Annotated in this window: 19 protein-coding genes; 4 read left to right on the top strand and 15 right to left on the bottom strand. The window is 73.6% G+C overall.

Features of this window, described 5'->3' with window-relative positions; translation table 11 throughout:
* Positions 1-97: 97 nt before the first annotated feature.
* Positions 98-898, bottom strand: coding sequence for a carbon-nitrogen family hydrolase (locus ACWERV_RS02515; protein WP_452928063.1), 801 nt, complete (start codon positions 896-898; stop codon positions 98-100).
* 134 nt (positions 899-1,032) lie between these two features.
* On the opposite strand from ACWERV_RS02515, the gene ACWERV_RS02510 reads away from it, so the two are divergent.
* On the top strand, positions 1,033-1,857 hold the full coding sequence (locus ACWERV_RS02510) for a maleylpyruvate isomerase family mycothiol-dependent enzyme (protein WP_452927726.1): 825 nt from the start codon (positions 1,033-1,035) through the stop codon (positions 1,855-1,857).
* Between the two features lie 82 nt (positions 1,858-1,939).
* Here the strand turns inward: ACWERV_RS02510 and ACWERV_RS02505 are convergent, their stop codons facing one another.
* The 8 genes from ACWERV_RS02505 to pdhA all read right to left on the bottom strand — a co-directional run bounded on the left by ACWERV_RS02505 (position 1,940) and on the right by pdhA (position 9,313).
* On the bottom strand, positions 1,940-3,286 hold the full coding sequence (locus ACWERV_RS02505) for an MFS transporter (protein WP_452927723.1): 1,347 nt from the start codon (positions 3,284-3,286) through the stop codon (positions 1,940-1,942).
* Positions 3,283-3,957, bottom strand: coding sequence for a GntR family transcriptional regulator (locus tag ACWERV_RS02500; protein WP_398174942.1), 675 nt, complete (start codon positions 3,955-3,957; stop codon positions 3,283-3,285). The genes ACWERV_RS02505 and ACWERV_RS02500 overlap by 4 nt, the downstream gene beginning before the upstream one ends.
* 85 nt (positions 3,958-4,042) lie before the next feature.
* Positions 4,043-4,582: a hypothetical protein gene (locus ACWERV_RS02495; protein ID WP_452927720.1), complete on the bottom strand. Its 540-nt coding sequence runs from the start codon at positions 4,580-4,582 to the stop codon at positions 4,043-4,045.
* Positions 4,583-4,741: 159 nt separating this feature from the next.
* Positions 4,742-5,287, bottom strand: a complete 546-nt coding sequence (locus tag ACWERV_RS02490) for a GNAT family N-acetyltransferase (RefSeq protein ID WP_452927718.1) — start codon at positions 5,285-5,287, stop codon at positions 4,742-4,744.
* A gap of 41 nt (positions 5,288-5,328) precedes the next feature.
* Positions 5,329-5,523, bottom strand: a complete 195-nt coding sequence (locus tag ACWERV_RS02485) for a hypothetical protein (protein WP_452927715.1) — start codon at positions 5,521-5,523, stop codon at positions 5,329-5,331.
* Between the two features lie 174 nt (positions 5,524-5,697).
* Positions 5,698-7,149: a dihydrolipoamide acetyltransferase family protein gene (locus ACWERV_RS02480; RefSeq protein WP_452927713.1), complete on the bottom strand. Its 1,452-nt coding sequence runs from the start codon at positions 7,147-7,149 to the stop codon at positions 5,698-5,700.
* A gap of 11 nt (positions 7,150-7,160) precedes the next feature.
* Complete coding sequence (locus tag ACWERV_RS02475; protein WP_398174959.1) at positions 7,161-8,138, bottom strand: alpha-ketoacid dehydrogenase subunit beta; 978 nt, start codon at positions 8,136-8,138, stop codon at positions 7,161-7,163.
* A gap of 2 nt (positions 8,139-8,140) precedes the next feature.
* Positions 8,141-9,313 carry a pyruvate dehydrogenase (acetyl-transferring) E1 component subunit alpha gene (gene pdhA / locus ACWERV_RS02470; RefSeq protein ID WP_398174962.1) on the bottom strand — a complete coding sequence of 391 codons (1,173 nt, stop codon included), beginning with the start codon at positions 9,311-9,313 and terminating at the stop codon, positions 8,141-8,143.
* Between the two features lie 431 nt (positions 9,314-9,744).
* Between pdhA and ACWERV_RS02465 the strand changes: the two genes are divergently transcribed.
* Both ACWERV_RS02465 and ACWERV_RS02460 read left to right on the top strand, forming a co-directional pair.
* On the top strand, positions 9,745-10,356 hold the full coding sequence (locus tag ACWERV_RS02465) for a response regulator (RefSeq protein ID WP_452927710.1): 612 nt from the start codon (positions 9,745-9,747) through the stop codon (positions 10,354-10,356).
* Between the two features lie 226 nt (positions 10,357-10,582).
* Positions 10,583-11,638, top strand: a complete 1,056-nt coding sequence (locus tag ACWERV_RS02460; RefSeq protein ID WP_452928060.1) for a phosphotransferase — start codon at positions 10,583-10,585, stop codon at positions 11,636-11,638.
* Between the two features lie 12 nt (positions 11,639-11,650).
* Here the strand turns inward: ACWERV_RS02460 and ACWERV_RS02455 are convergent, their stop codons facing one another.
* Positions 11,651-13,264 (bottom strand): protein kinase domain-containing protein, encoded by a 1,614-nt coding sequence (locus ACWERV_RS02455; RefSeq protein ID WP_452927708.1) that lies wholly within the window; start codon positions 13,262-13,264, stop codon positions 11,651-11,653.
* Positions 13,265-13,626: 362 nt separating this feature from the next.
* On the opposite strand from ACWERV_RS02455, the gene ACWERV_RS02450 reads away from it, so the two are divergent.
* A complete protein-coding gene (locus ACWERV_RS02450) occupies positions 13,627-15,342 on the top strand; it encodes a protein kinase domain-containing protein (protein ID WP_452927706.1) in 1,716 nt (571 codons plus the stop codon).
* A 189-nt stretch (positions 15,343-15,531) separates the two neighbouring features.
* Here ACWERV_RS02450 and ACWERV_RS02445 read toward each other — a convergent pair whose 3' ends face one another.
* The 5 genes from ACWERV_RS02445 to ACWERV_RS02425 form a co-directional block, all read right to left on the bottom strand.
* A complete protein-coding gene (locus ACWERV_RS02445) occupies positions 15,532-16,092 on the bottom strand; it encodes a bacterial proteasome activator family protein (RefSeq protein ID WP_452927703.1) in 561 nt (186 codons plus the stop codon).
* A 161-nt stretch (positions 16,093-16,253) separates the two neighbouring features.
* Positions 16,254-19,133 (bottom strand): FtsX-like permease family protein, encoded by a 2,880-nt coding sequence (locus tag ACWERV_RS02440; RefSeq protein ID WP_452927701.1) that lies wholly within the window; start codon positions 19,131-19,133, stop codon positions 16,254-16,256.
* Positions 19,130-19,951: an ABC transporter ATP-binding protein gene (locus tag ACWERV_RS02435; RefSeq protein WP_452927698.1), complete on the bottom strand. Its 822-nt coding sequence runs from the start codon at positions 19,949-19,951 to the stop codon at positions 19,130-19,132. The genes ACWERV_RS02440 and ACWERV_RS02435 overlap by 4 nt, the downstream gene beginning before the upstream one ends.
* Before the next feature lie 223 nt (positions 19,952-20,174).
* Positions 20,175-20,873, bottom strand: a complete 699-nt coding sequence (locus tag ACWERV_RS02430) for a PadR family transcriptional regulator (RefSeq protein WP_452927695.1) — start codon at positions 20,871-20,873, stop codon at positions 20,175-20,177.
* A gap of 357 nt (positions 20,874-21,230) precedes the next feature.
* Positions 21,231-21,695, bottom strand: a complete 465-nt coding sequence (locus ACWERV_RS02425) for a hypothetical protein (RefSeq protein WP_452927693.1) — start codon at positions 21,693-21,695, stop codon at positions 21,231-21,233.
* Positions 21,696-22,174: the final 479 nt, after the last annotated feature.

Genomic DNA, 22,174 nt, shown 5'->3' with positions numbered 1-22,174 from the left:
CTTGGCCCCCGCGGACGCCTCAGGGGGTGCCCCTTCCCCCGCGCCGGCGGGTGCGGATCCGTCGTGGCTGGTCGCGGCGACCACCGCAAGGGGCAGGTCAGAGCGTGCCCGGCGGCGGAACGGGAAGCACGCGGTCGCGCAGGACCGGGAAGTCCAGCCGAGTGGTCGCCACCCGCGCAGGGTCGAGTTCGCAGGTGAGGAGCTGTTCCGCGGGGCCGGCCTCGGCCAGGACGACGCCCCAGGGGTCGACGACCATGCTGTGCCCGGCCTGCTCCACCCCCGCGTACGTCCCCGCCGTCCCGCACGCGAGGACGTACGCCTGCGACTCCACCGCCCGCGCCCGCACCAGCACGCGCCAGTGGTCGAGCCGCCGCGCCGGCCACCCCGCGCACAGGACCACAAGCTCCGCCCCGCCGTCCACGAGCAGCCGGAACTGCTCGGGGAAGCGCAGGTCGTAGCACGTGGCGAGCCCGACGACGCCGAACGGCAGACGCTGCGTCACCACGGTCCGCCCGGCGTCGAGCACCGCGGCCTCGCCGCTGTCGAAGCCGAAGCGGTGGATCTTGCGGTAGGTGGTGACGAGTTCGCCGTCGGGCGAGAAGAGCAGCGCCGTGTTGTAGAGGGGTCCCTCGGGGTCGCGTTCGACGATCGACCCGGCGTGCAGCCACACCCCGGCGTCCCGCGCGGCAGCGCTCATCGCCTCGGCGGTGGGCCCGTCGTCCGCCCGCTCCGCCTCCGCCGCGAAGTCGTCGGAGGCGAACGCTCCGACGGGCCACAATTCGGGCAGGACGACAAGATCCGCACCTGCCTGGGCGCGGACGAGCGCGGCCGCGCGCTCCCGCCGCCGCGCGGGCGTCTCCGCCGGGTCGACGTCGATCTGGACAAGCGTTGCGCGCACCTGGACACCGCCCATACGTTGGGTCGTCAAGCCGGGCCTACCATCGTCACTCGAAAGCACTGCGTGGGCGCCCGCGCGCAGCGTAACTTAGGCGCCAACCACCACGACCGCGCACCGATCCGTCGAGGGGTCCCGTGACCGTCCACAGCAAGCTCCAGCCGTACATAGACGCCTGGACCCACTCCATCGAATCCGTCAACGAGCTGGTGTCGCCACTTGCCGAGGGGGAGTGGAACCGCCCCACGGAGTGCCCGTACTGGTCCGTGCGCGACGTCGTCTCCCACCTCATCGGCTTCGAGTGCGAACTCCTCGGCGATCCGCGCCCCATCCACACCCTTCCCAGCGACCTGCGGCACATCACCTCGGAGACGGCCCGTTACACCGAGGTGCCGGTGGACATCCGGCGGCACCACACCGCTCCTGAGATGACGTCGGAGCTGGAGTACACGATCATCCGCAGGTCGCGGCAGCTGCGCAACGAGTCGCGGCAGCCCGACGCCACGGTGCGGGCGATCGGCGGCGGTGAGACGACGCTGGAGGAGCAGCTGTGGAACCGCGTCTTCGACGTCTGGGTGCACGAGCAGGACCTGCGGCGGGCGCTCGACAAGCCGGGCAACCTGGCGTCGGCGGCTGCGGTGCTGGCGCGTGACAACGTGCTGCGGGCGCTGCCGAAGCTGGTCGCGCACGACGCGGGCGCGAAGCCGGGCTCCGCGGTGGTCTTCGACGTGCACGGGCCGCTGGAGTTCATGCGGACCGTCCGGGTGAACGCCGAGGGCCGCGGCACGATCGACTCCGCGGTCTCGCTGGGCCCCGCGGTGACCTTCGTGCTGGACTGGGAGACCTTCCTGCGCCTGCTGACCGGCCGCGTCCGGCCGGCCGCGGTCGCCGGCCAGGTCAAGATCGAGGGCGACGCGGACCTCGCCGACGCGATCCTGCGGCACATCGCCGTGACGCGCTGAGCCGTCCGGCGGAACCGCCGTACGTACGCCGAACGGGTGCTTTCCCCGACAGGGGACCGCACCCGTTCGGCGTACGTACGGGCTACTCGCCGCGGACGGCGGCGGGCGTGCGGTGGACGCTCTCGACGCGGCTGACCGCGATCCGCTCGCGCTCCAGCCGCTCGCTGGCCCGGCGCAGCCGCAGGATCTGCGTGAGGCCGACCGCCTCCATCACGAAGATGCTGCACCAGGCGACGCGGTAGTTGTCGCCGGTGGAGTCCAGCAGCACCCCGATCGCCAGCAGGGTGAGCATGGAGGCGACGAAGCCGCCGATGTTGACGATGCCGGAGGCGGTGCCGAAGCGCTCGGGCGGGTTGGCGGGGCGGGCGAAGTCGAAGCCGATCATCGACGCGGGCCCGCTCGCGCCGAGCACCACGCACAGCGCCACCAGCAGCCACATCGGGTCGTCCCCGCCGGGCCACGCCAGCACCCCGGCCCACGTCACCGCGGTCACCGCGACGACGCCGAGCGTCAGCGGCAGCCGCGCCCCGTGGTGACGGGAGATCAACTGGCCGAAGACCAGGCCGAATCCCATGTTGGCCAGCACCACCAGGGTGAGCAGCCCGCCCGCGGCGCCGCGCGAGAGGTCCTGCGCCTCGACGAGGAAGGGCATGCCCCACAGCAGCAGGAAGACCATGCCGGGGAACTGCGTCGTGAAGTGCGTCCACATGCCCAGCCGGGTGCCGGGCTCGGCCCAGGCCGCCGCGATCTGCCGTCGGACGTAGGCGGCCCCGGCGTGCTCGGCGGGCGCGGGCTCGTACCCCTCGGGGTGGTCCTTGAGGAAGACCGCCATGAGCAGCAGCACGAACGCGCCCGCGACCGCCGAGCCGAGGAAGGTCGGGGTCCAGCCCGCGGAGTGCAGCAGCCGGGCCAGCAGGACGGTCGAGATGAGGTTGCCGGCCACCCCGAAGAGCGCCGCGCTCTGCGCGATGATCGGACCGCGGCGGGCCGGGAACCATCGCGAGCCGAGCCGCAGCACGCTCACGAAGGTCATCGCGTCGCCGCAGCCCAGCACGGCGCGGGCGGCGAGCGCCATGCCGTAGGAGTGCGACAGGCCGAAGGCGAGCTGGCCCACGGTGTAGAGCACCGCGCCGAGCGTGAGCACCTTCTTGGTGCCGAGCCGGTCCACCATCAGGCCGACGGGTATCTGCATCCCCGCGTAGACCAGCACCTGGAGGATCGAGAAGGAGGACAGGGCGGAGGCGCCGATGTGGAAGCGGTCGGCGGCGTCGATGCCCGCGACGCCGAGGCTCGTGCGGTGCACCACCGCGACCAGGTAGACCAGGGTGCCGACGCTCCACACCAGCACCGCGCGCCGCCCGCCCGGCGGATCGCCGGGCAGCGCGCGGGCCGCGCCGCCGGCACCCGCCCGTTCGTCACCGGCGCTCACGACTCGCCCCGCGCCAGGGTGTTGACGCGGACCAGGTGCCGGGAGACCGCCGCCTTCGCCTCGCGGACACCCGCGCCGCGCAGCGCGTCCAGGATCTCGGCGTGCTCCTCGATGTTCTTGGCGACCCGGCTCGGCTCGGCGTGCATCGTGGCCACGCCCATGCGCAGCTGCCGGTCGCGCAACTGGTCGTAGAGCTGGGCGAGGATACGGTTGCCGGCCGCGCGGACGATCTCGGCGTGGAAGCAGCGGTCGGCGACGGCGAAGGCCGCGAGGTCCCCTGCGGCCGCGTGCAGCCGCTGCTCGGCGAGCAGTTCCTCCAGCCGGGCCGCGAGCGGCTCGGGCAGCGCGCCCGCCAGCTTGGCCACCGCGTGCTGCTCCACCAGCAGCCGGGTCTCGACGACGTCGGCGATCTCCTGCGCGGAGACCGGCAGCACCAGCGCGCCCTTCTTCGGGTAGAGCTTGAGCAGCCCCTCCGCCTCCAGCCGCAGCAGCGCCTCACGCACGGGCGTGCGCGACACCCCCACGGCCTCGGCGAGATCCCCTTCCGTGAGCAGCGTCCCGCCCTCGTAACTGCGGTCCAGCACTCCGGCCTTGACGTGCAGGTAGACCCGCTCGGCGGCGGGTGGCGACTTGACGGCGAGGGTGCCTGTGGGCGCGGTGGCGGTATCCATGATGCGCACATCATAGATACAACAGCGGGGTGGACGGTACGGCGGTCCGTCATACGGACGGCCCGCCCCCCGGGGCGAGGCGGTCTCACTCGAAGACGGGCACGGTCCCGCTGTAGTGCCGCACCGCCGCGACCACCTCGGCCCGCCGCACCCCGTACAGGCGCGTGGGCACCACCATCGACGAGCCGAAGTGCTTCGTCAGCCGCTTGCGGTGACGCCGCTCCGCCCCCCGGCCCGGCCGCAGCCCGACCGGCAGCAGCGGCAGCTTCTCGGAGGACGACCACGAGAAGAACACCAAGGCGCCCCCACGCCGCACCTCGGCCTTGCGCAGCTCCCGCCAGGGCACGGTCGGCGCCCCGGCGACGGTCAGCCCGGCCGCGTCGATCCGCAGCAGGCAGCCGCGCCGGAGGAGCGTGTACTGCTGCCCGAGGAAGAACAGCCCCCACGCCGCGAGCACGCACCCGTACAGCACGGAACCGCGTGTCACATGCCCGTCCACCGGGTTGCGCACCGCCGCGAAGTCGATCGCGACGAGCGCCGCGACCCGCGCGGCCATCCCCCACCCGAAGTGCATCCGCACCTCGTAGCCGCCCTCCGGCTCCGCCGCTTCTTCCTCCGTCGCCATCCGTCCCCCCGGACACGCCCCCGCCCCGCAGACGGGGATCCGGACGCATCGTCCCACCGCGTCCGCCGCCCGGTAAGGGTGGGGTGACGTGACGTCAGTCGCCGTCGGAGACGGGGGCAGCGCACCTTCGCGCCTCGGGAAGGGGCGCGCCAGGTCGCGTCAGGCCGTCGGCGGCAGCTCGTCGCGGAGGATCGAGTAGAGGACGTTGTCGCGCCAGCGGCCCTCGCGGAAGTGGGACGCGCGCATGACGCCCTCGCGGGTGAAGCCGGCCTTCTCCAGGGCGCGCTGTTCGGCGACGTTGTCGATGTCGGTGTCCGCCTCGACGCGGAAGGCGAGGGTGTGGTCGAAGAGGTAGCGCACCAGGAGGCGCTGGGCCTCGGTGCCGGCGCCGCGGCCGCGGGCGTGCGGCCAGAGCAGGACGCCCATGCTCCAGTGGAAGCACGTGCCGCGGGGGATCTTCCGCCAGGAGACGAAGCCGAGCGACTCGGTGCCGCGCACGACGAGGAGGCGGCCGCCGTCCGGGCCGAGGATGCCGTTCTGCTCCCAGTCGCGCCGCCAGCGGTGCGGGTCGGGGAAGCCGAACCACTGGAAGGGGCCGGAGGAGGCGGGGTCGGAGAGGTGGCCGTTGATCACGGGGAGGTCGTCCTCGGTGATCGGGCGCAGGGACACGGCGTCGTGGGCGTGGTGATCCTGGGTGTCGATCATCCGTTCATCGTATGACCGTGATGATCCCAAGTGGCCGTCCCTCAGGGGCGGATGGTGCTCACCAGGTCCGCGGTGGAGGCGACGGTGGACTGGATCGTGGGCGCCAGGCTGGAGCTCGCCAGGCAGAAACCGAGCAGACCGGCCACGATCGCATGGCTGACCTTGAGGCTCTTGTTGTGCATGAGCAGCCCGACGATGATGAGCAGCAGCACGATGACGGAGACGTGGACGACCATGGGGCGATAGCAGCACATTTCGCCCGTGGAGCGGCGCAAACACGCAGAAGGGGCGGGCCCGGACGTCAGTACGTCCGCACCCGCCCCACCCTTTCGCGGGACACCGCCTGGGGACAGCGCCCGGGGACAGCGCCCGGGGACACCGCCCCGGGACAGCGCCTGGGGGCCCGGGGCTCAGGCCCAGGTGATGAGCCGCTTGGGCTGCTCCAGGATCGCCGCCACGTCCGCGAGCACCTTCGAGCCCAGCTCGCCGTCCACCAGCCGGTGGTCGAAGGACAGCGCGAGCGTGGTGACGTGCCGCGGCTTGACCTTGCCCTTGTGCACCCACGGCTGGAGCTTCACCGCGCCGAAGGCGAGGATCGCGGACTCGCCGGGGTTGAGGATCGGCGTGCCGGTGTCCACGCCGAAGACGCCGACGTTGGTGATCGTGACCGTGCCGCCCTGCATGTCGGCGGGCGCGGTCTTCCCGTCGCGGGCCGTCGCCACCAGCTCGCCGAGCGCGGCGGCCAGTTCCGGCAGCGTCTTGTCCTGCGCGTCCTTGACGTTGGGGACGATCAGGCCGCGCGGGGTGGCCGCGGCGATGCCGAGGTTGACGTAGGACTTCTGGACGATCTCCTGCGCCTGCTCGTCCCACGTCGCGTTGACCGCGGGGTTGCGCCGGATCGCGACCAGCAGCGCCCGCGCCACCAGCAGCAGCGGGCTCACCTTGAGGCCCGCGAAGGCCCGGTCCTCCTTCAGCTCCTGGACCAGCTTCATGGTCCGGGTGATGTCGAAGGTCACGAACTCGGTGACGTGCGGGGCGGTGAACGCGCTGGCCACCATCGCCTGCGCGGTGGCCTTGCGCACGCCCTTGATCGGCGTGCGGGTCTCGCGCTCCCCCGCCGCCGGGGCCGCGGGTGCGGTCAGCGGCGCGGAGGGGAGCGGCGCGGGGGGCGCGGCCGCGGCGCGGATGTCCTCGCGCGTGACGACGCCGTTCGGGCCGGTCGGGACGACGGTCGCCAGGTCGATGCCCAGCTCCTTGGCGAGCTTGCGCACCGGGGGCTTGGCCAGCGGCCGTTCGGCCGGGGCGGCGGGAGCGGCAGGGGCGGCGGAGGCGGCGGGGGCCTCCGGGGCCGCCGCCGGGGCTTCCGTCACCGGGGCTTCCGCCGCGTGCCCGTTGAGCGGGGCGGACGCGGGGGCCGCCGGAGGCTGCTGCTTACGCGGGCGGCGGGTCGTCGAGGACGGCGCGACGCCGTACCCCACCAGCACCGCCTCACGCTTGGCGGCCGGCGGCTCCGCGGCGGCCGCGGGCTCCGTCTCGGGCGCCGCGGGCTGCGCCGGTACGGTCTCGGGCGCGGCCTGCTCCGCCGCCCCCTCGGCTCCCCCGGCGTCCACCACGATGATCGGCGTGCCGACGTCGACCGTCGTGCCCTCGTCGAAGCGGATCTCGCTGACCACCCCGTCGTAGGGGATGGGCAGTTCGACGGCCGCCTTCGCCGTCTCCACCTCGCAGATCACCATGCCGTCGTGCACGGTGTCGCCCACCGCCACGTACCACTTGAGGATCTCCGCCTCGGTCAGGCCCTCGCCGACGTCCGGCATCCGGAACTCACGGAAGCGCTGCGCCTGTGCGGTCACGGTAGTCACAACCCTCTCCCTCAGTACGCCAGCGAGCGGTCGACGGCGTCCAGCACCCGGTCCAGGCCGGGGAGGTACTCGTCCTCCAGGCGGGCCGGCGGGTAGGGGGCGTGGAAGCCGCCGACCCGCAGCACCGGGGCCTCCAGGTGGTAGAAGCAGCGCTCGGTGATCCGCGCCGCGATCTCCGCGCCCGAGCCGTAGAAAACCGGTGCCTCGTGGACCACGACCAGCCGCCGGGTCTTCTCCACCGACGCCTGGACGGTGTCGAAGTCGATCGGGGAGAGCGAGCGGAGATCCACGACCTCCAGGCTACGGCCCTCGTTCGCGGCCGCTGCCGCCGCCTCCAGGCACACCTTCACCATCGGCCCGTACGCGACGAGCGTGGCGTCCGTGCCCTGCTGCGCGACGACCGCCGAGTGCAGCCCGGCCGGGACGGCCTCGGTGTTGACCTCGCCCTTGTCCCAGTAGCGCCGCTTGGGCTCGAAGAAGATCACCGGGTCGTCGCACTCGATGGCCTGCTGGAGCATCCAGTACGCGTCCGAGGCGTTCGACGGCGAGACCACCTTCAGGCCCGGCACGTGCGCGAAGAGCGTCTCGGGCGACTCGCTGTGGTGCTCGACCGCGCCGATGCCGCCCCCGAAGGGGATGCGGATGACGACCGGCAGCTTGATCTTGCCGAGCGCGCGGGCGTGCATCTTGGCCAGCTGGGTGACGATCTGGTCGTAGGCGGGGAAGACGAAGCCGTCGAACTGGATCTCCACCACCGGCCGGTAGCCGCGCAGCGCCAGGCCGATCGCGGTGCCGACGATGCCCGACTCGGCGAGCGGGGTGTCGATGACCCGGCCCTCGCCGAAGTCCTTGTACAGGCCGTCGGTGATGCGGAAGACGCCGCCGAGGCGGCCGACGTCCTCGCCCATGACGAGGACCTTGGGGTCGGTGTCCAGCGCCTTGCGCAGGGACTCGTTGAGGGCCTTGGCCACTGCCATCGTCTGCGTCATGATCAGTGCCCCTGTCCTGCGGTCGTGCCGGCGTCCTCGAAGGAGGCCAGATAGTCGGCGAACTGCGCGCGCTCCTCGTCGACGAGCGAGCTGCCGTCCGCGTAGACGTTGTCGAAGATGGCCATCGGGCCCGGGTTCGGCATGGTCCGCACGCCCTCGCGGACGCGCTTGGCGAGCGCGTCGCTCTCCGCGTCCACCCCGGCGTAGAACTCCTCGTCGGCCAGGCCCTCGCGGTCGAGGTAGACACGCAGCCGGGCGATGGGGTCCTTCGACGCCCACTCCTCGCGCTCCTCGTCGCTGCGGTAGCGGGTCGGGTCGTCGGTCGTGGTGTGCGCGCCCATCCGGTAGGTGAAGGCCTCCACCAGCATCGGGCCCTGCCCGCTGCGGGCGTGCTCCAGGGCCGCCCGGGTGACGGCGAGCACCGCCAGCACGTCGTTGCCGTCCACCCGCACACCGGGGAAGCCGTAGCCCGCGGCGCGCTGGTAGATCGGCACCCGGGACTGCTTCTCGGTCGGCTCGGAGATCGCCCACTGGTTGTTCTGGCAGAAGAACACCACGGGCGCGTTGTAGACGGCCGCGAAGGTGAAGGCCTCGGCGACATCGCCCTGGCTGGAGGCCCCGTCGCCGAAATAGGCCAGCACCGCGGAATCGGCGCCGTCCTTTGCCACACCCATCGCGTAACCGGCGGCGTGCAGCGTCTGCGAGCCGATCACGATCGTGTAGAGGTGGAAGTTGTTCTCGTTGGGGTCCCAGCCGCCGTTGTTCACGCCGCGGAACATGCCCAGCAGGTTCAGCGGGTCGACGTCGCGGGTCCAGGCCACGCCGTGCTCGCGGTAGGTCGGGAAGACGTAGTCGTCGGGGCGGGTCGCCCGGCCGGAGCCGATCTGCGCGGCCTCCTGGCCCAGCAGCGACGCCCACAGGCCCAGCTCACCCTGCCGCTGCAAGGTGATCGCCTCACCGTCGAAGCGGCGGGTCAGGACCATGTCCCGGTACAGGCCGCGCAGCTCCTCCGGCGACAGGTCGATCGCGTAGTCGTCGTGCTCGACGCGCTCGCCCTGCGGGGTCAGCAGCTGTACGAGTCCGGGCTCACCACTGCGGCGCTTCGCGGCGGCTGCGCGGGTCGTCCGCCCCCTCTTCGCGGGGGCACCACCGTCGGCAGTGCTCTTCACGCTCACGTTCGCTCCTCCGTCTGTCCGGCCCCCGGGATCTGCCGGGGAGCAGGATGGAGCCGCTTTCCCGCGTCCACGGGAGGCGGCACACCTGGTCCGGCGGGACGCACGGGGTGTGTGCGGCATGACCGAGCCCAGGGCTGACAGCGTCCCGGCGAATGGCCTGCACGACAGACGTTACCCACAAGTCCAGCATTCGCGCTAAGCCGTCCGACCTGCGGTTTTGCTTGGATTTCCTAGTAACTGCGCGAGCGTCGGGCATTCGGGCCGGGCAATCGTTTATTGCCGCAGGCCACCGGGACAATCGCACCGTATCTCGAATGGCGGACAACCGTAAGGGGCGACAGGGAGCGCGTCGGCGGGAGGCGGTCGGCGCCGAGGGGTGCGACGCTGGGGGCGTGAGCGAAAAAGGGCATGACGGTCATATACGTGTATTCGTGGTGGACGATCACGACGTCGTCCGGCGCGGGGTGAACCGCCTGCTGTCCGGCGACCCGTCGATCGAGGTCGTCGGCGAGGCCGCCGACACCGCCGAGGCGATCGACCGGGTGCCGGACGCCCATCCGGACGTCGCCGTCCTGGACGTACGGCTGCCGGACGGCAGCGGCGTCGAGGCCTGCCGGGAGATCCGCTCGCACGACGAGTCCGTGAAGTGCCTGATGCTCACGTCCTTCGCCGACGACGAGGCCCTCTTCGACGCCGTCATGGGCGGCGCCGCCGGCTACGTCCCCAAGGTCATCACCGGCGACGGCCTGATCAGCGCGGTGCGCGAGGTCGCCGCGGGCCACTCCCTCATCGACCCGGCCGCGGGCGCGGAGGTCCTCGAACGCCTCCGCGAGGGCGGCGGGCGCAGCGGCGAGACCACGGAACGGCCGGGGCGGCTGTCGACGCGCGAACGGGAGTTCCTGGACCTCATCGGGGAGGGCCTCACCAACCGCGAGATCGCCGAGCGGGCCGGCCTCGACGAGCGGACGGTACGGCGGCAGGTCTCGCAGCTGCTGCACAAGCTGGGGAGGGAGCGGGGGGCGCAGGGGGCGGGGGCGGCGTAGGCGGGCTGCGCGAGGCGGGGCGGCGTCCGGCGGGACGGGGTCGGCGGGGCGGGCTCCGGGTGACGGCGCAGGTCGCGCGGGCGGCGCGGGTCGTACGGGGGGTGCGGGTCGTGCGGGAGGCGCGGGCGCGGGAGCACAAGGCGGCGCAAAAGGCGTAAGGAAGCCCTTACCAGGTCGGGGCGTGGTGGCGCCACCTCGCCCGAACGGCCGCGCCCGTTGATCTACGCTGACACTCGTGACGGGCACGGCAACGGAGCCGCACACGCGGGCTGCGCTGTCCGCGCTGCTGCACCGGTACGAGGACGCGGGCGAGCCGCTGACCTGCGAAGCCGTCCCCCGGGGACTGCTCAACCGCGGCTGGCGGGTGACCACCACCAGGGGCCGCTACTTCCTCAAGCAGTACGTCTCCGCGGACACCGCCGCCCCCGCGACCATCGTGCGCCAGCACCGCGCCACCCGGCGCCTGGCCCGGCTCGGACTCCCCGCCGCCGCGCCCCTGCGCGCCACCGACGGCCACACCGTCACCCTGCACGGCGGCGTCGGCTACGCCCTCTTCCCGTGGATCGACGGCACCCACCGCGAGGGCACCGACCTGGACGCCGACCAGTCCCGGCGGCTCGGCATCCTGCTCGGCCTCGTCCACACCGGGCTGGCCCACGTCCAGCCGCCGCCCGCCGCGGGCCCACGCCCCAGCGCCGACCCCGACGCCACCTACGCCGACATCGAGCGGCTGCTCGCCCTCGCCCGCGCGCACCGCCCGCACGACACCTTCGACCGGCTCGCCGAGCACCGGCTGCTGGAACGGCGCGAACTGCTGCGCCGGCACGCCCACCGCCGCCCGCCCGACCCCGCGCCCGCCCCGGCGCCCGAGGGCGGCGTCCAGGGGTGGGTGCACGGCGACTTCCACCCGCTCAACCTGCTCTACCGGGGTGACGAGCCCGCCGCGATCGTCGACTGGGACCGGCTCGGCGTCCAGCCGCGCGCCGAGGAAGCCGTCCGGGCCGCCGCGATCTTCTTCGTGCACCCCGTCGACGGCCGCCTCGACCTGCGCAAGGTGCGCGCGTACGCGCGGGCGTACCGGCTCGCCTCCGGCGCGGGCGAGGACGAGGTCGCCGCCGCCGTCCACCGGGTGTGGTGGGAGCGGCTCAACGACTTCTGGATGCTCCAGTGGCGCTACGAGCAGCGCGACCTGCGCTCCGACCCGCTCTTCCCCGCGACCTCGGCGCTGGCCGTGTGGTGGACGGGGGAGTACGAGGCGGTGCTGGACGCGTTCGCGGGGTAGGACCCGCGGGGGTCAGCCGCTGGAGCCGCCGTTGCCCGCGGAGGAGCCGTTGCCCGCGGTGCCGCCGCCGGCCGAGTCGTCGGTGGGGGAACTGCTGGGCTTGTCCGTCGGCTTGTCCGTGGGGGTCGAGTTGGACGGCGGCGGCGTGGTCTGCGTCGGCTTCGACGTCGGCGAGTCGTCGGTCGGCGGTGTCTTCGACGGGGCCGAGGGCGGGGCCGTCGTGGTCGGCGTCCAGGTCGGCTTCGTCGGGTCGTCCGTCGGCGCGCCGGTGTCGCTCGGCTCGTCGGTCTGCTGGTCCGTGGGCTGGTTGTCGCTCGGCTGGTCGACGGGCGCGCTCGTGGACGACGAGGGCTGCTGGTTGTCCGCCGGGTTGTCGCCGTTGCCGCTGCCGTGCGTGGCGAGGACGACGCCGATGACCACGGCCAGCACCGCGGCCACCGTGAAGAGCACCGGCTTGAGCCAGCGGTTCCCGCCGGGGCCGTCGTCGTAGCCGCCGCTGCCGCCGGAGCCCGCGCCCGTACCCGTGTGCGTACCCGCACCCATGCCCGTACCGCCGACGACGCCGGGGACGAGGGGGGCGTTCAGTTCGGCGGTGCTGCCGCTGCGGCCGTCCGGGTGGTAGCCGCCGCCGGGGCGGGTGGGGGCGGGGCCGGGGCCCTCCGGGAGGACCTTGGTGACCGCGCCGGTGTCCCACATGCCGCCGGTCCAGCCGCCCTGCTGGGTGAGGGCCTGGTGGGCGTAGCCGACGACACCGCGCATCTCCTCGGCGCTCTGGAAGCGCTCCTCCGGCTGCTTGGCCAGCGAGCGCAGCACCAGGCCGTCCAGCTCGGGCGGCACCCGGTCGTTGACCTGCGAGGGAAGCCGCGGCTCGTCCTGGACGTGCTGGTAGACCACGGAGAGCGGGGTCTCGCCGACGAAGGGCGGGCGCAGCGCCAGCAGCTCGTAGAGCAGGCAGCCGGTGGCGTAGAGGTCGCTGCGGTGGTCCACGGACTTGCCGAGCGCCTGCTCGGGCGAGAGGTACTGCGGGGTGCCCATGACCATGCCGGTCTGCGTCATGGTGCTCGCGGCGCCGTGCAGGGCGCGGGCGATGCCGAAGTCCATGACCTTGACCGCGCCGCCGGTCGTGATGATCACGTTGGCGGGCTTGATGTCCCGGTGCACGATGCCGTGCTGGTGGCTGTACGCGAGGGCGTCCAGCACACCGGAGACGATGAGCAGCGCCTGGTCGACGGGCGGCGGGGTCGCGCTGGTGAGCAGGTCCTTGATCGTGTGGCCCTCGACGAGCTCCATCACGATGTAAGGGGCCGTGCCGCTGGGCGTGCGGTCCTCGCCGGAGTCGTAGACGGCGACGACGGCGTGGTGGTTCAGGCCCGCGACGGCCTGCGCCTCGCGCGTGAAGCGGGCCTTGGAGACGGGGTCCTCGGCGAGGTCGCCGCGCAGCAGCTTGACGGCGACGATCCGGCCCAGCCGTACGTCCTCGGCCGCGAAGACCTCGGCCATGCCGCCGCGGCCGAGCCGCCGGGTCAGCCGGTAGCGGCCCTCGCCGACAACGGAGCCCGTGCCCCACTGCTGGAGGGAGGTCTCCGACGCTCCGGTGCCCGCGGCCGTCTCGTTCGGGTCGACCATCAGTCCTCGCCGTCGTTCGCCTTCGCTTGGTCTGGTGCGCCACCGTACCGCTTTTCCGTCGGCGGCCACGGCCGGTGTCCGGTGGACGGGCGCACCCGTGCACCGGCCGCCCCGCGGCCCCTCGGGATTCGTGCGGGGCCCACGCCAGGGGTCCGCGCGGGTCCACTCAGGCGCCGTCTACCCCGCGGCGGCGGTCCGACCCGCCGTTACGCGGGAAAGTTCCGCGTTCTGTATGCGACCGATGCGTATCAGGTGACGAGATGGTCAACGAACTTGACGTGCCGGTGCTATCAGCCAGACTGAGCGGGCAAGCTCGGGGACGTGTGTCATCCCGTCGGACCTTCATGGGGGTAGCGGTACTGATGAGCGGGGACGCCACGCAGGGCGGCGGTTACACGGGGCGCTCGGTGGGCGGTGGGCGCTACGTACTGCGCAACCTGCTCGGCCAGGGCGGCATGGCCTCCGTGCATCTGGCACACGACACCGTGCTGGACCGGCCGGTGGCCGTCAAGACCCTCCACACCAACCTCGGGCACGAGCAGTCCTTCCGCGAACGCTTCCGCCGCGAGGCGCAGTCCGTCGCGAAGCTCAACCACACCAACATCGTCTCGGTCTTCGACTCCGGCGAGGACACGATCGACGGTCAGGTCGTCCCCTATATCGTCATGGAGTACATCGAGGGCCGCCCGCTCGGCGACGTCCTCGCCGCGGACATCGCGCAGTACGGTGCGATGCCCGCCGACAAGGCGCTGAAGATCGTCGGCGACGTGCTCGCCGCCCTCGCCGTGAGCCACGAAATGGGCCTGGTCCACCGGGACATCAAGCCCGGCAACGTGATGATCACACGGCGCGGCGTCGTCAAGGTCATGGACTTCGGCATCGCCCGTGCCATGCAGTCCGGCGTCACCTCCATGACGCAGACCGGCATGGTCGTCGGCACCCCGCAGTACCTGTCGCCCGAACAGGCCCTCGGGCGCGGCGTCGACGAGCGCTCCGACCTCTACTCGGTCGGCTGCATGCTCTTCGAACTCCTCACCGGACGGCTCCCGTTCGACGCCGACTCGCCGCTCGCGATGGCGTACCAGCACGTCCAGGAGACGCCGCCCGCCCCGTCCGCCTTCAACCGCGCGCTGAGCCCGGCCGCCGACGCGCTCGTGGCCCGCGCGCTGCGCAAGAACCCGGCGGAACGTTTCCCGACCGCCGACGCCATGCACGACGAGACCGACCGCGTCCTCGCCGCCACCGCGCAGAACGCGATACCGCAGCTCTCCGGCGAGGCCGCGACCGGCAGCCGCGGTGAAGGCGTCGCCAACTCCGTCTTCCCGTCCGCGCAGGGGCCGGTGCAGACCCCGCCGCCGCAGCTCCAGACGCCGTACGCGCCGACGACGCCCGCCCCGCAGTCCGGCTACGCCCCGCACACCCCGCCGCCCTCCGCCTACGGCTACCCGCAGCAGGGCCACGCCCAGACCCCGCCGCCGAGCACCGCGTACGGCATGGGCGCGCCGCCCTCCATACAGGGCATCCCGCAGCAGCACATGGGCGGCGGCCACCCGGGCGGCGGCATGAACCCGGGCGGTCCGGGCGGCCCCGGCGGCGGGCGCAAGCGCAACACCCCGCTGATCGTGGGCGCCGCGGTGGTCGGCGTCGTGATCGTCGTCATCGTCGCCGTCGTGCTCGCGACGCAGGGCGGCGGCAAGCCCGACCCCGACCCCACGGCCGCCCCGAACCCCACGGCGACCACCGGGACCGCGGAACCCACCGCCACCGGCGACGGCGTCGTCATGGGCGACCAGACCCGCACCATCGAGACCAGCGAGTGCACCAAGGCGCACAACGAGCTGATCAACCCGGGCAAGCCCAACCTCATGACGATGCCCGACTTCACCTCGATCTACGTCGACTCCGCGGTCGCCTGCATGAAGGCCGCCAACTGGCCGTACGAGATCAAGGACATGGACGAGCAGCAGTGGGGCAAGGGCACGATCACGTCCCAGAACCCGAAGCCGCTCGACGACTTCGACGCCAGCTCCGGCGACAAGATCACCATCTGGGTCTCCACCGGCAAGGGCTCCAACTAGCCCCTGGGGCCTGGGCCTTAGCCTTTTCGGCCCTTCGCCCTCTCGCACCTGTGCCGCCGGGCGTCCGGTGGCGCTCAGCACGCGGGCCCGGCCTCTTCCGAGAGGCCGGGCCCGCGGTGCTTCTCCTGGGACACGGGCCCGCGCCACCCCCCGGGTGCCGCAGACCGGCGGTGCCGTCGGAGACAGCGATCAGAGATAGGGGCCCGAACGCGAGCCCGGGTGACCGGTGTCCAGCTCCTCCTCGTGCCCGAGCGCCCCCGGCGGCAGCGCCCGCCGCATCTGCTCCAGCTGGGCGCGCGCGGCCATCTGCTGGGCGAACAGCGCGGTCTGGATGCCGTGGAAGAGGCCCTCCAGCCAGCCGACCAGCTGCGCCTGGGCGATCCGCAGCTCGGCCTCGCTGGGCACACTGTCGTCGGTGAAGGGGAGCGACAGCCGCTCCAGCTCCTGCACCAGCTCCGGTGCGAGCCCGGCCTCCAGCTCCTTGACCGAGCTGGCGTGGATCTCCTTCAGCCGCACCCGGCTCGCCTCGTCCAGCGGAGCCGCCCGCACCTCCTCCAGGAGCTGCTTGATCATGCTGCCGATCCGCATCACCTTCGCGGGCTGCTCGACCATCTCCGTGACCGGGATCTCGCGCCCCTCCTCGCCGTCGCCGCCCCCGGCCCCGCCGAGGGCCATGCCGTCCGGCCCGACGACCAGGACCTGCGGATTCTGCGAGCTCTCCGGCGAGCGTTCGTTCATCGGCATCTCCATGTCGCCATTGTCCCGCACCTCGGTCCGCGCGGGCCGTGTGGCCCCCTCCTCGTCCACACGGCCCGCACGCCCCCGAACACGTCCCGGCCCTCCCGGCACCCCGGTACGTGCCTACTCCCCTCAGCCGTGGCTCCGGTCAGCCCTCCTCCTCCCCCCGCCGCTCAGCCGTCGGCGCGTCTGCCGAGCTGCGGACGGGACCGGGTGACCAGGGCCGCCAGCAGTCCCGCTCCCAGCGGCACCGCCACCACCAGCAGCGTCAGCGTCCCCCAGGGGATCGCCACCGGGACGTGGGGCACACTGCTCGCGTCCGTCCAGCCGTGGAGCAGATCGCGCCGGAACTGCGCCCACCGGTGCCGCCGCTCGACCCGCCGCAGCGCTACCGCGGGCAGCACCCCGGCGACCGAGCCCAGCACCACACCCATCACGGCGACGATCCCGCACTGGAAACCGGACAGCGTCCGCCGGATGCCCCCGCTCGCGCCTATCGCCGCCAGCGTCCTGAGGTCCGGGCCGGCATCCGCCTGCGCCAACCCCGTCGTTATCCCGGCCGCCCCGACCGTGACCAGCCCCGCGAATATCGCCAGCGCCAGCAGCAGTACCCCGTCATGCCGGGAGTAGCCGTCCTCGACGTACACGCTCGCCTGCGTGCCGATCTTGGCCACGTCCAGGTCGAGCGTCTGCTGCTCCTTCCCGCTCGGCATCCTCGCCGTCGTGTAGAAGGAGCCCAGCGCCACGGTCCGGAAGCCCGCCGCCTCCGCCGCCCGTGGCGGCACGAGCGCCATCAGCCCGTACGGCGTGTCCTCGGCGGCCAGATACGCGGGGAGCACCTTCACCTTGCCCGCGGGCTCCGAACCCTCCCCGACGTCGGTCTTCGTGACGTCCGCGATCACCGTGACCCGGAGCGTGCCGTGGTCGGCGTAGGCCCGGTCGAACAGCACCGTCTCCCCACGGCCCAGCGCCTGCTCCGCCGCGGGGTCGCGGATGCCCAGCGCGTGCAGCACATCGGCCCCGCCGACCATGATCCCGCCGTCGCTCGGCATCGCGGTCGCTCTGTTCGGCCTCGTGCAGCGCCAGTCCGCGAGCAGCACCTCCACCGACGTGGGCCGTACGGCCGGGCCGCCCTCATGCGGCGCCGAAGGGCACCGGTTGGCGTCCGGCATCTCCGCCTGCACCGCGCCGCAGCCCTCCTCCTCGTCCACCGCGCAGGACGGCGCCCCGATGTAGATCCGCGACACGTCCACCCGCCCGGTGACCGGGAAGTCCTTCTCCACCGCGGCCCGCACCCGCGCGAGATCGCCGGACGCGCTGCCGAGTCCCGACACCGCCACCGACCCGTATGGGAGCATCGCGTGGTGGGCCTGCCGGTCTTCCTGCCCCTTGCTCGCCGTGTAGGTCGCGACCGCCACCGACCCGGCCACCGCCGCCAGCACCGCGGCCACCGCGGGCGCCGTGCGGCCCCGGTTGCGGACCGTGTCCCGCAGCGCCAGCCTCGGCGCCGTCGGCAGCCACCGCCCGAGCCGGCCGAACAGCCCGATCAGCACCGGGGTCGTCATCGCCAGCCCGATCTCCGCGAGGCTCGTACCGAGCACCGCCGAGTAGATGCTGTCGGTGCGGGTCGTCGCGTAGACGGTGGTCGCCACCCCGATGACCATCACGCCCGCCCCCATCAACGGCAGCACACGGCTCGCGCGCCGCACCCCCCGCCGGCCGGTGAGCGAGGCGAGCACGCTCTGCCGCGCCGCCGACACCGCCGGCACCATCGCCGCCAGCACCCCGGTGAGTACCGCCAGCCCGCCGATCGCCGCCAGCTCCAGCGGCCGCAGCGTCAGCCCGCCGAAGCGCGCGCCGCCGTGCTCCTCCAGGGGCCCGCGGAGCAACTGGGTGAGCGCGACCCCCAGGACCGTCCCGACCACGGCCGCCCCCACGCCGATCACCAGGCCGCTGGAGATCACCATGGCCCTGATGTGCCTGCGGTCACCGCCGTTGGCACCCACCAGCCCGAGCTGGCGCCTTGAGCGGCGCGCCCCGACGGCGAAGGCCGGACCGGCCAGCAGGCAGATCTCCACGATGCTGAGCCCGACGATCGTCACTATCACGGCGACCGCCTCGGCCCGCGTGTCGCTGCCGTCGGACAGCAGCCGCACGCTCTCGGGCCTCGCCCGGTAGAGCGGCACCTCGGCCGCGGGCGGCTGGTGCTCGCGCACCTGCCGCGAATCGACGACCACGCCCAGCGTGTTGGCGTGCTTGACCATCTCCCAGGTGAAATCCCCCGGGAAGGACACCAGATAGCTGAGACGTCCCGGGGAGAACCTGTCCTTCATCGTGTCCGCGGCCGCCTGGTAGGGCGCGACGAAAGCACCGGGCAGCACGTTGAGTTGCGCGTCGTTCAGGTCGCTCGGCAGTTCGTAGACGCCGACGATCGTGTAGGACCGGCTCAGACCGCGCACCTTCACCCGCGACCCGATGTCCAGCCCGCTGTACTTGAGGAACTGGCCGGTGGCGCCCGCCTCGTCCGGTGTCCTCGGATAGCGGCCCCGGAGCAGCCGGGTGATGCCCTTGGCCATCGGGTCACCGGCCTTCAGCTCCCTGACCTCGGTGTCCAGCAGCCCGTACTTCCCCATGACCGGTGCGTAGGCGTGGACGTCGCTCAGCCAGCGCGCCCCGGCCGGCAGCGCGGTCAGCGGGTCGACCACGGGGTCGGCCGCGGGGCCTTCCCCGTCGGCCGGATCCTGGTGCTTCAGGGGCATCCCGACGCCGTCCTTCGGGTCCTCGTACACCGGCTGCGGTCCGTACCCCGGATCGGACAGCCGCGCGTCCGCGGCCCCCAGCTCGCGCGTCGCCTTCTCCCCGACCGACAGCTGCGAGCTGCGGACGGTGACATCGGCCGCGCTCACGCCCATGATGGGCACCGCGATCATGGCCAGCACCAGCAGGCTGCGGGCCTTGTACCGCAGGGCGTCCCGGCGGGCGATCCGCACCGCCACCCGCCACGCGTGCAGCCGCCCGGCGCCCGGCACCGCGCCCCAGCGCCGCCCGCTCACCGCCCCGCTCCGCCCGCGAGCAGCGACTCCGCGCTGGAGCGCAGCGTCGACTCGACCACCGAGCCGTCCCGCAGGAAGACCACCCGGTCCGCCCACGCCGCGAACCGCGGCTCGTGCGTCACGAGGATGCCGGCCGCGCCCGCGTCGCACCGGGACCGCAGCAGCGCGAGCACCGCGTCACCGGTCTCCGAGTCCAGCGCGCCGGTGGGCTCGTCGGCGAGCACCAGCCGCCGGTCGCCCACCAGCGCGCGGGCGATGGCCACCCGCTGCTGCTGCCCGCCCGACATCTCGTCCGGGAAGCGATCGGCGAGGTCGGCCAGCCCGATCTCGTCGAGCGCCGCGACCGCCTCCCGGCGGGCCTTGCGGCTGCCGAGCCCGTCCAGCTCGCGGGGCAGCGCCACGTTCTCCGCGGCGGTCAGGGCGGGGATCAGGTTGTAGTCCTGGAAGACGTAGCCGATGCTCCGCCGCCGCAGCGCCGCCAGTTCCTTCCGGCTCGCCACCGTCAGGTCGGTGCCCTCGACCAGCACCCGGCCGGACGTCGGCAGGTCGAGCCCGCCGGCCAGCGTCAGCAGCGTGGACTTCCCCGAGCCCGAGGGCCCCATGACGGCGACCAGCTCCCCCGCGTGGACGTCGAGATCGATCCCGCGCAGCGCGTGCACCTCGGCCGCGCCGGTGCCGTGCACCCGGGTCACCTCCTCGATGCGGAGCACGGGCTCCACCTCGGGCTCCGCCTCCCGGGCGCCGCCGCTCGCCCCGGCCCGGCCGGGCACGCCGGACGCCTTCTCCGGCTCGGCCGGCGGTGTGGACTGACTGGACATCGGACTTCCCCCTGCTTCCGGTCCGGGCCGTCCAGGTCCGGACTGTTCGTCGTGCTCCTCGCGTACGTCATCCCGTGGGCCCGCTCCGCGCCGCTCCTGCGGCGCGGCCGTGTGCGCGGCGGGTGCAGGCCGTGGGCCCGCCCCGAGTGCGGGCCCGAGCGGGCCCGAGCGCGACCCCGTCTCCCGCTCGTCCTCCGTCAGGACCGGGCGGGCTGGCGGGCGGTCAGCGCCGGGGCCGCCGCAGCGCGCCGCGCAGCCCGCCGGCCCGCGCCGCGCCCTGCTGCGATGCGGTGCCCGTCCGCTCCGCCGCGCCGCCCCCACCCGGGCCGTCCTCTTGTTCTTCCTCTTCTTTCCGCTGCCGGTCGGCGACCGCCTGCGGGGCGAGCCGGACGAGCCGGGTCTCGCAGTGGTCCAGCCAGCGGGCCTCCGCCTCGGCCTGGAAGATCATCTGGTCCAGGACCAGTTGCCAGGCCACGTCGTCCGGGTCGAAGACTCCCGGGCGGGCGCTCGCCGCCTCCAGCGCCTGCGCCTTCAGCCGCGTGTAGTCCTGCATGGCCTGGATGGTGTGGGCGCGCTGGGCCTGGATGACGGTGCGGACATCCACGTCGGGCGTCCCCACCGCCATCGCGAGCTTTATCGCGAGCTCGTCGCGCGGCGGACTCGCGCGGTCCACCGGCGTGGTGAACCAGCGTCTGAGCTCGTCGCGCCCGTCCTCCGTGATGGCGTAGAGGGCGTGCCCCGCGTCGTCCTCGCCCGCGGGCACGACCAGGCCGTCACGCTCCAGCCGGGCGACGGTGGTGTACACCTGCCCGACGTTGAGCGGCCAGGTGGAACCGGTGCGCGACTCGAACTCGGTGCGTAGCTGGTAGCCGTAACGCGGCCCTCGTTCGAGGAGGGCCAGCAGGCCGTGACGGATCGACATACTCAGTATGTATACCGAGTAAGGTCGCCTCCGGCAAGAGCGATCGGGGAGCCGGGACCCCTCTTCACTCGAACGAATGAACGAAGGGCGTTCGATGTTCGAGCGGCCGCGCCGCAGGCAATCATGATCGGGAACGGTCACCTGCGACGGCGGGGCGGCCGGGACGGAAGCTCTCGCGCGGGCGGGTACGCGTGCGCCCGCGGGCACGCGCGCAGGCGCGGGCGTGCGGGGGAGAACAGGGTGGGCGGCCGGTCGGCCAGGTCCCGGGCGATCGGGGGCCCGGGGGTCGGGCGCCGGTGCGATCGGGGGCCTGGCGATCCGGGGCTGTCGGGTGCGGTTCGATCGAGTGCCGGGCCGTCAGGTCCGGCGCAGGCGGAGGCCGAGAAAGCCGAGACCGAGCCCGACCAGCATCATCCCGGCCCCGAGCGGCAGCACCCGGAGCACCCGGGGCTTGCGGGTGGTGGCCGGCGGCGGGTCGCTCTGCACCGCGGCCGGCGCGGGAAGCGTGGTCGCCGTCGGCCCCGGGCCGGTGGAGCCCGCGCCGGGCAGGAGCGAGGGTGCCTGCTCGCGGAAGCCGTGGTCGTAGCGGCGCTGCCGGGGCCGGTCCTCGTAGGCGCGGTGCTGCGCGTGGACGCCCCGGCCGGATCCGTCGGCGGAGAGTCGCGCGGGAGGCCTCAGCGGTGCGCCGCGGGAAGCCGACGGCGCGGGCGCCCGCGCCGGATCGGGACGGGCGGGATCGGAACGGGCGGGCTTCCCGGAAGGACGGGGAGGCCCGGACGAGCCGGCGGAGGCCGGCGGGAGCGAGCGAGGAGGTGACGGCATGGCAGGCATGCCGGAAGTGGCGGGTGGACGCCGCGTGCCGGGGTGTGGGCCGCTCACGGACGGGCGCCCCGGTCCGGGCGGCGAGGGCCGCGCGGGCTGCGGCGGTGCCACGGGTCGTACGGGGTGGCCGGGACCGGTGGATCCTGGCGGCGGAAGGTCCGCGGCCCCGCCGGGCTGCGGACCGCCGGGCCGCTGGTCGTGCACCGGCCGGGGCGGGCGGGCCGCGCCAGGGGCGGCGGCCTGCGGCGACGCACGCTGCCCGGAGGCGGGTGCCGTCCCCTCCGGCGCGACGGGACGCCCCGTGGCACCGGGGCCGAGGAGGGCCACGGCGAGCAGCGCGGGAGCCGCCGCCCGGAAGGCCGCGGCGGCGACCGGACGGACGGGGTGCGAGGCACCGGGGAGTGACCCCCGCCTGCCGGATGCCCACCGCACGTCCCTCGCCTCTCCGCCGGACTCTCGGTGGGATCAGCGTCACACGA

The organism is Streptomyces sp. NPDC004031 (assembly GCF_053604375.1).
Note: the sequence above shows the minus strand (reverse complement) of the source record. Positions and strands in the feature narration are given on the sequence as shown.

Bases quoted from the DNA above. Each gene is read 5' to 3' on its own strand.
- ACWERV_RS02500 (WP_398174942.1), bottom strand. From the start codon at position 3,957: ATGGATACCGCCACCGCGCCCACAGGCACCCTCGCCGTCAAGTCGCCA.
- ACWERV_RS02495 (WP_452927720.1), bottom strand. From the start codon at position 4,582: ATGGCGACGGAGGAAGAAGCGGCGGAGCCGGAGGGCGGCTACGAGGTG.
- ACWERV_RS02490 (WP_452927718.1), bottom strand. From the start codon at position 5,287: ATGATCGACACCCAGGATCACCACGCCCACGACGCCGTGTCCCTGCGC.
- ACWERV_RS02485 (WP_452927715.1), bottom strand. From the start codon at position 5,523: ATGGTCGTCCACGTCTCCGTCATCGTGCTGCTGCTCATCATCGTCGGG.
- ACWERV_RS02475 (WP_398174959.1), bottom strand. From the start codon at position 8,138: ATGACGCAGACGATGGCAGTGGCCAAGGCCCTCAACGAGTCCCTGCGC.
- ACWERV_RS02455 (WP_452927708.1), bottom strand. From the start codon at position 13,264: ATGGTCGACCCGAACGAGACGGCCGCGGGCACCGGAGCGTCGGAGACC.
- ACWERV_RS02450 (WP_452927706.1), top strand. From the start codon at position 13,627: ATGAGCGGGGACGCCACGCAGGGCGGCGGTTACACGGGGCGCTCGGTG.
- ACWERV_RS02445 (WP_452927703.1), bottom strand. From the start codon at position 16,092: ATGGAGATGCCGATGAACGAACGCTCGCCGGAGAGCTCGCAGAATCCG.
- ACWERV_RS02435 (WP_452927698.1), bottom strand. From the start codon at position 19,951: ATGTCCAGTCAGTCCACACCGCCGGCCGAGCCGGAGAAGGCGTCCGGC.
- ACWERV_RS02430 (WP_452927695.1), bottom strand. From the start codon at position 20,873: ATGTCGATCCGTCACGGCCTGCTGGCCCTCCTCGAACGAGGGCCGCGT.
- ACWERV_RS02425 (WP_452927693.1), bottom strand. From the start codon at position 21,695: ATGCCGTCACCTCCTCGCTCGCTCCCGCCGGCCTCCGCCGGCTCGTCC.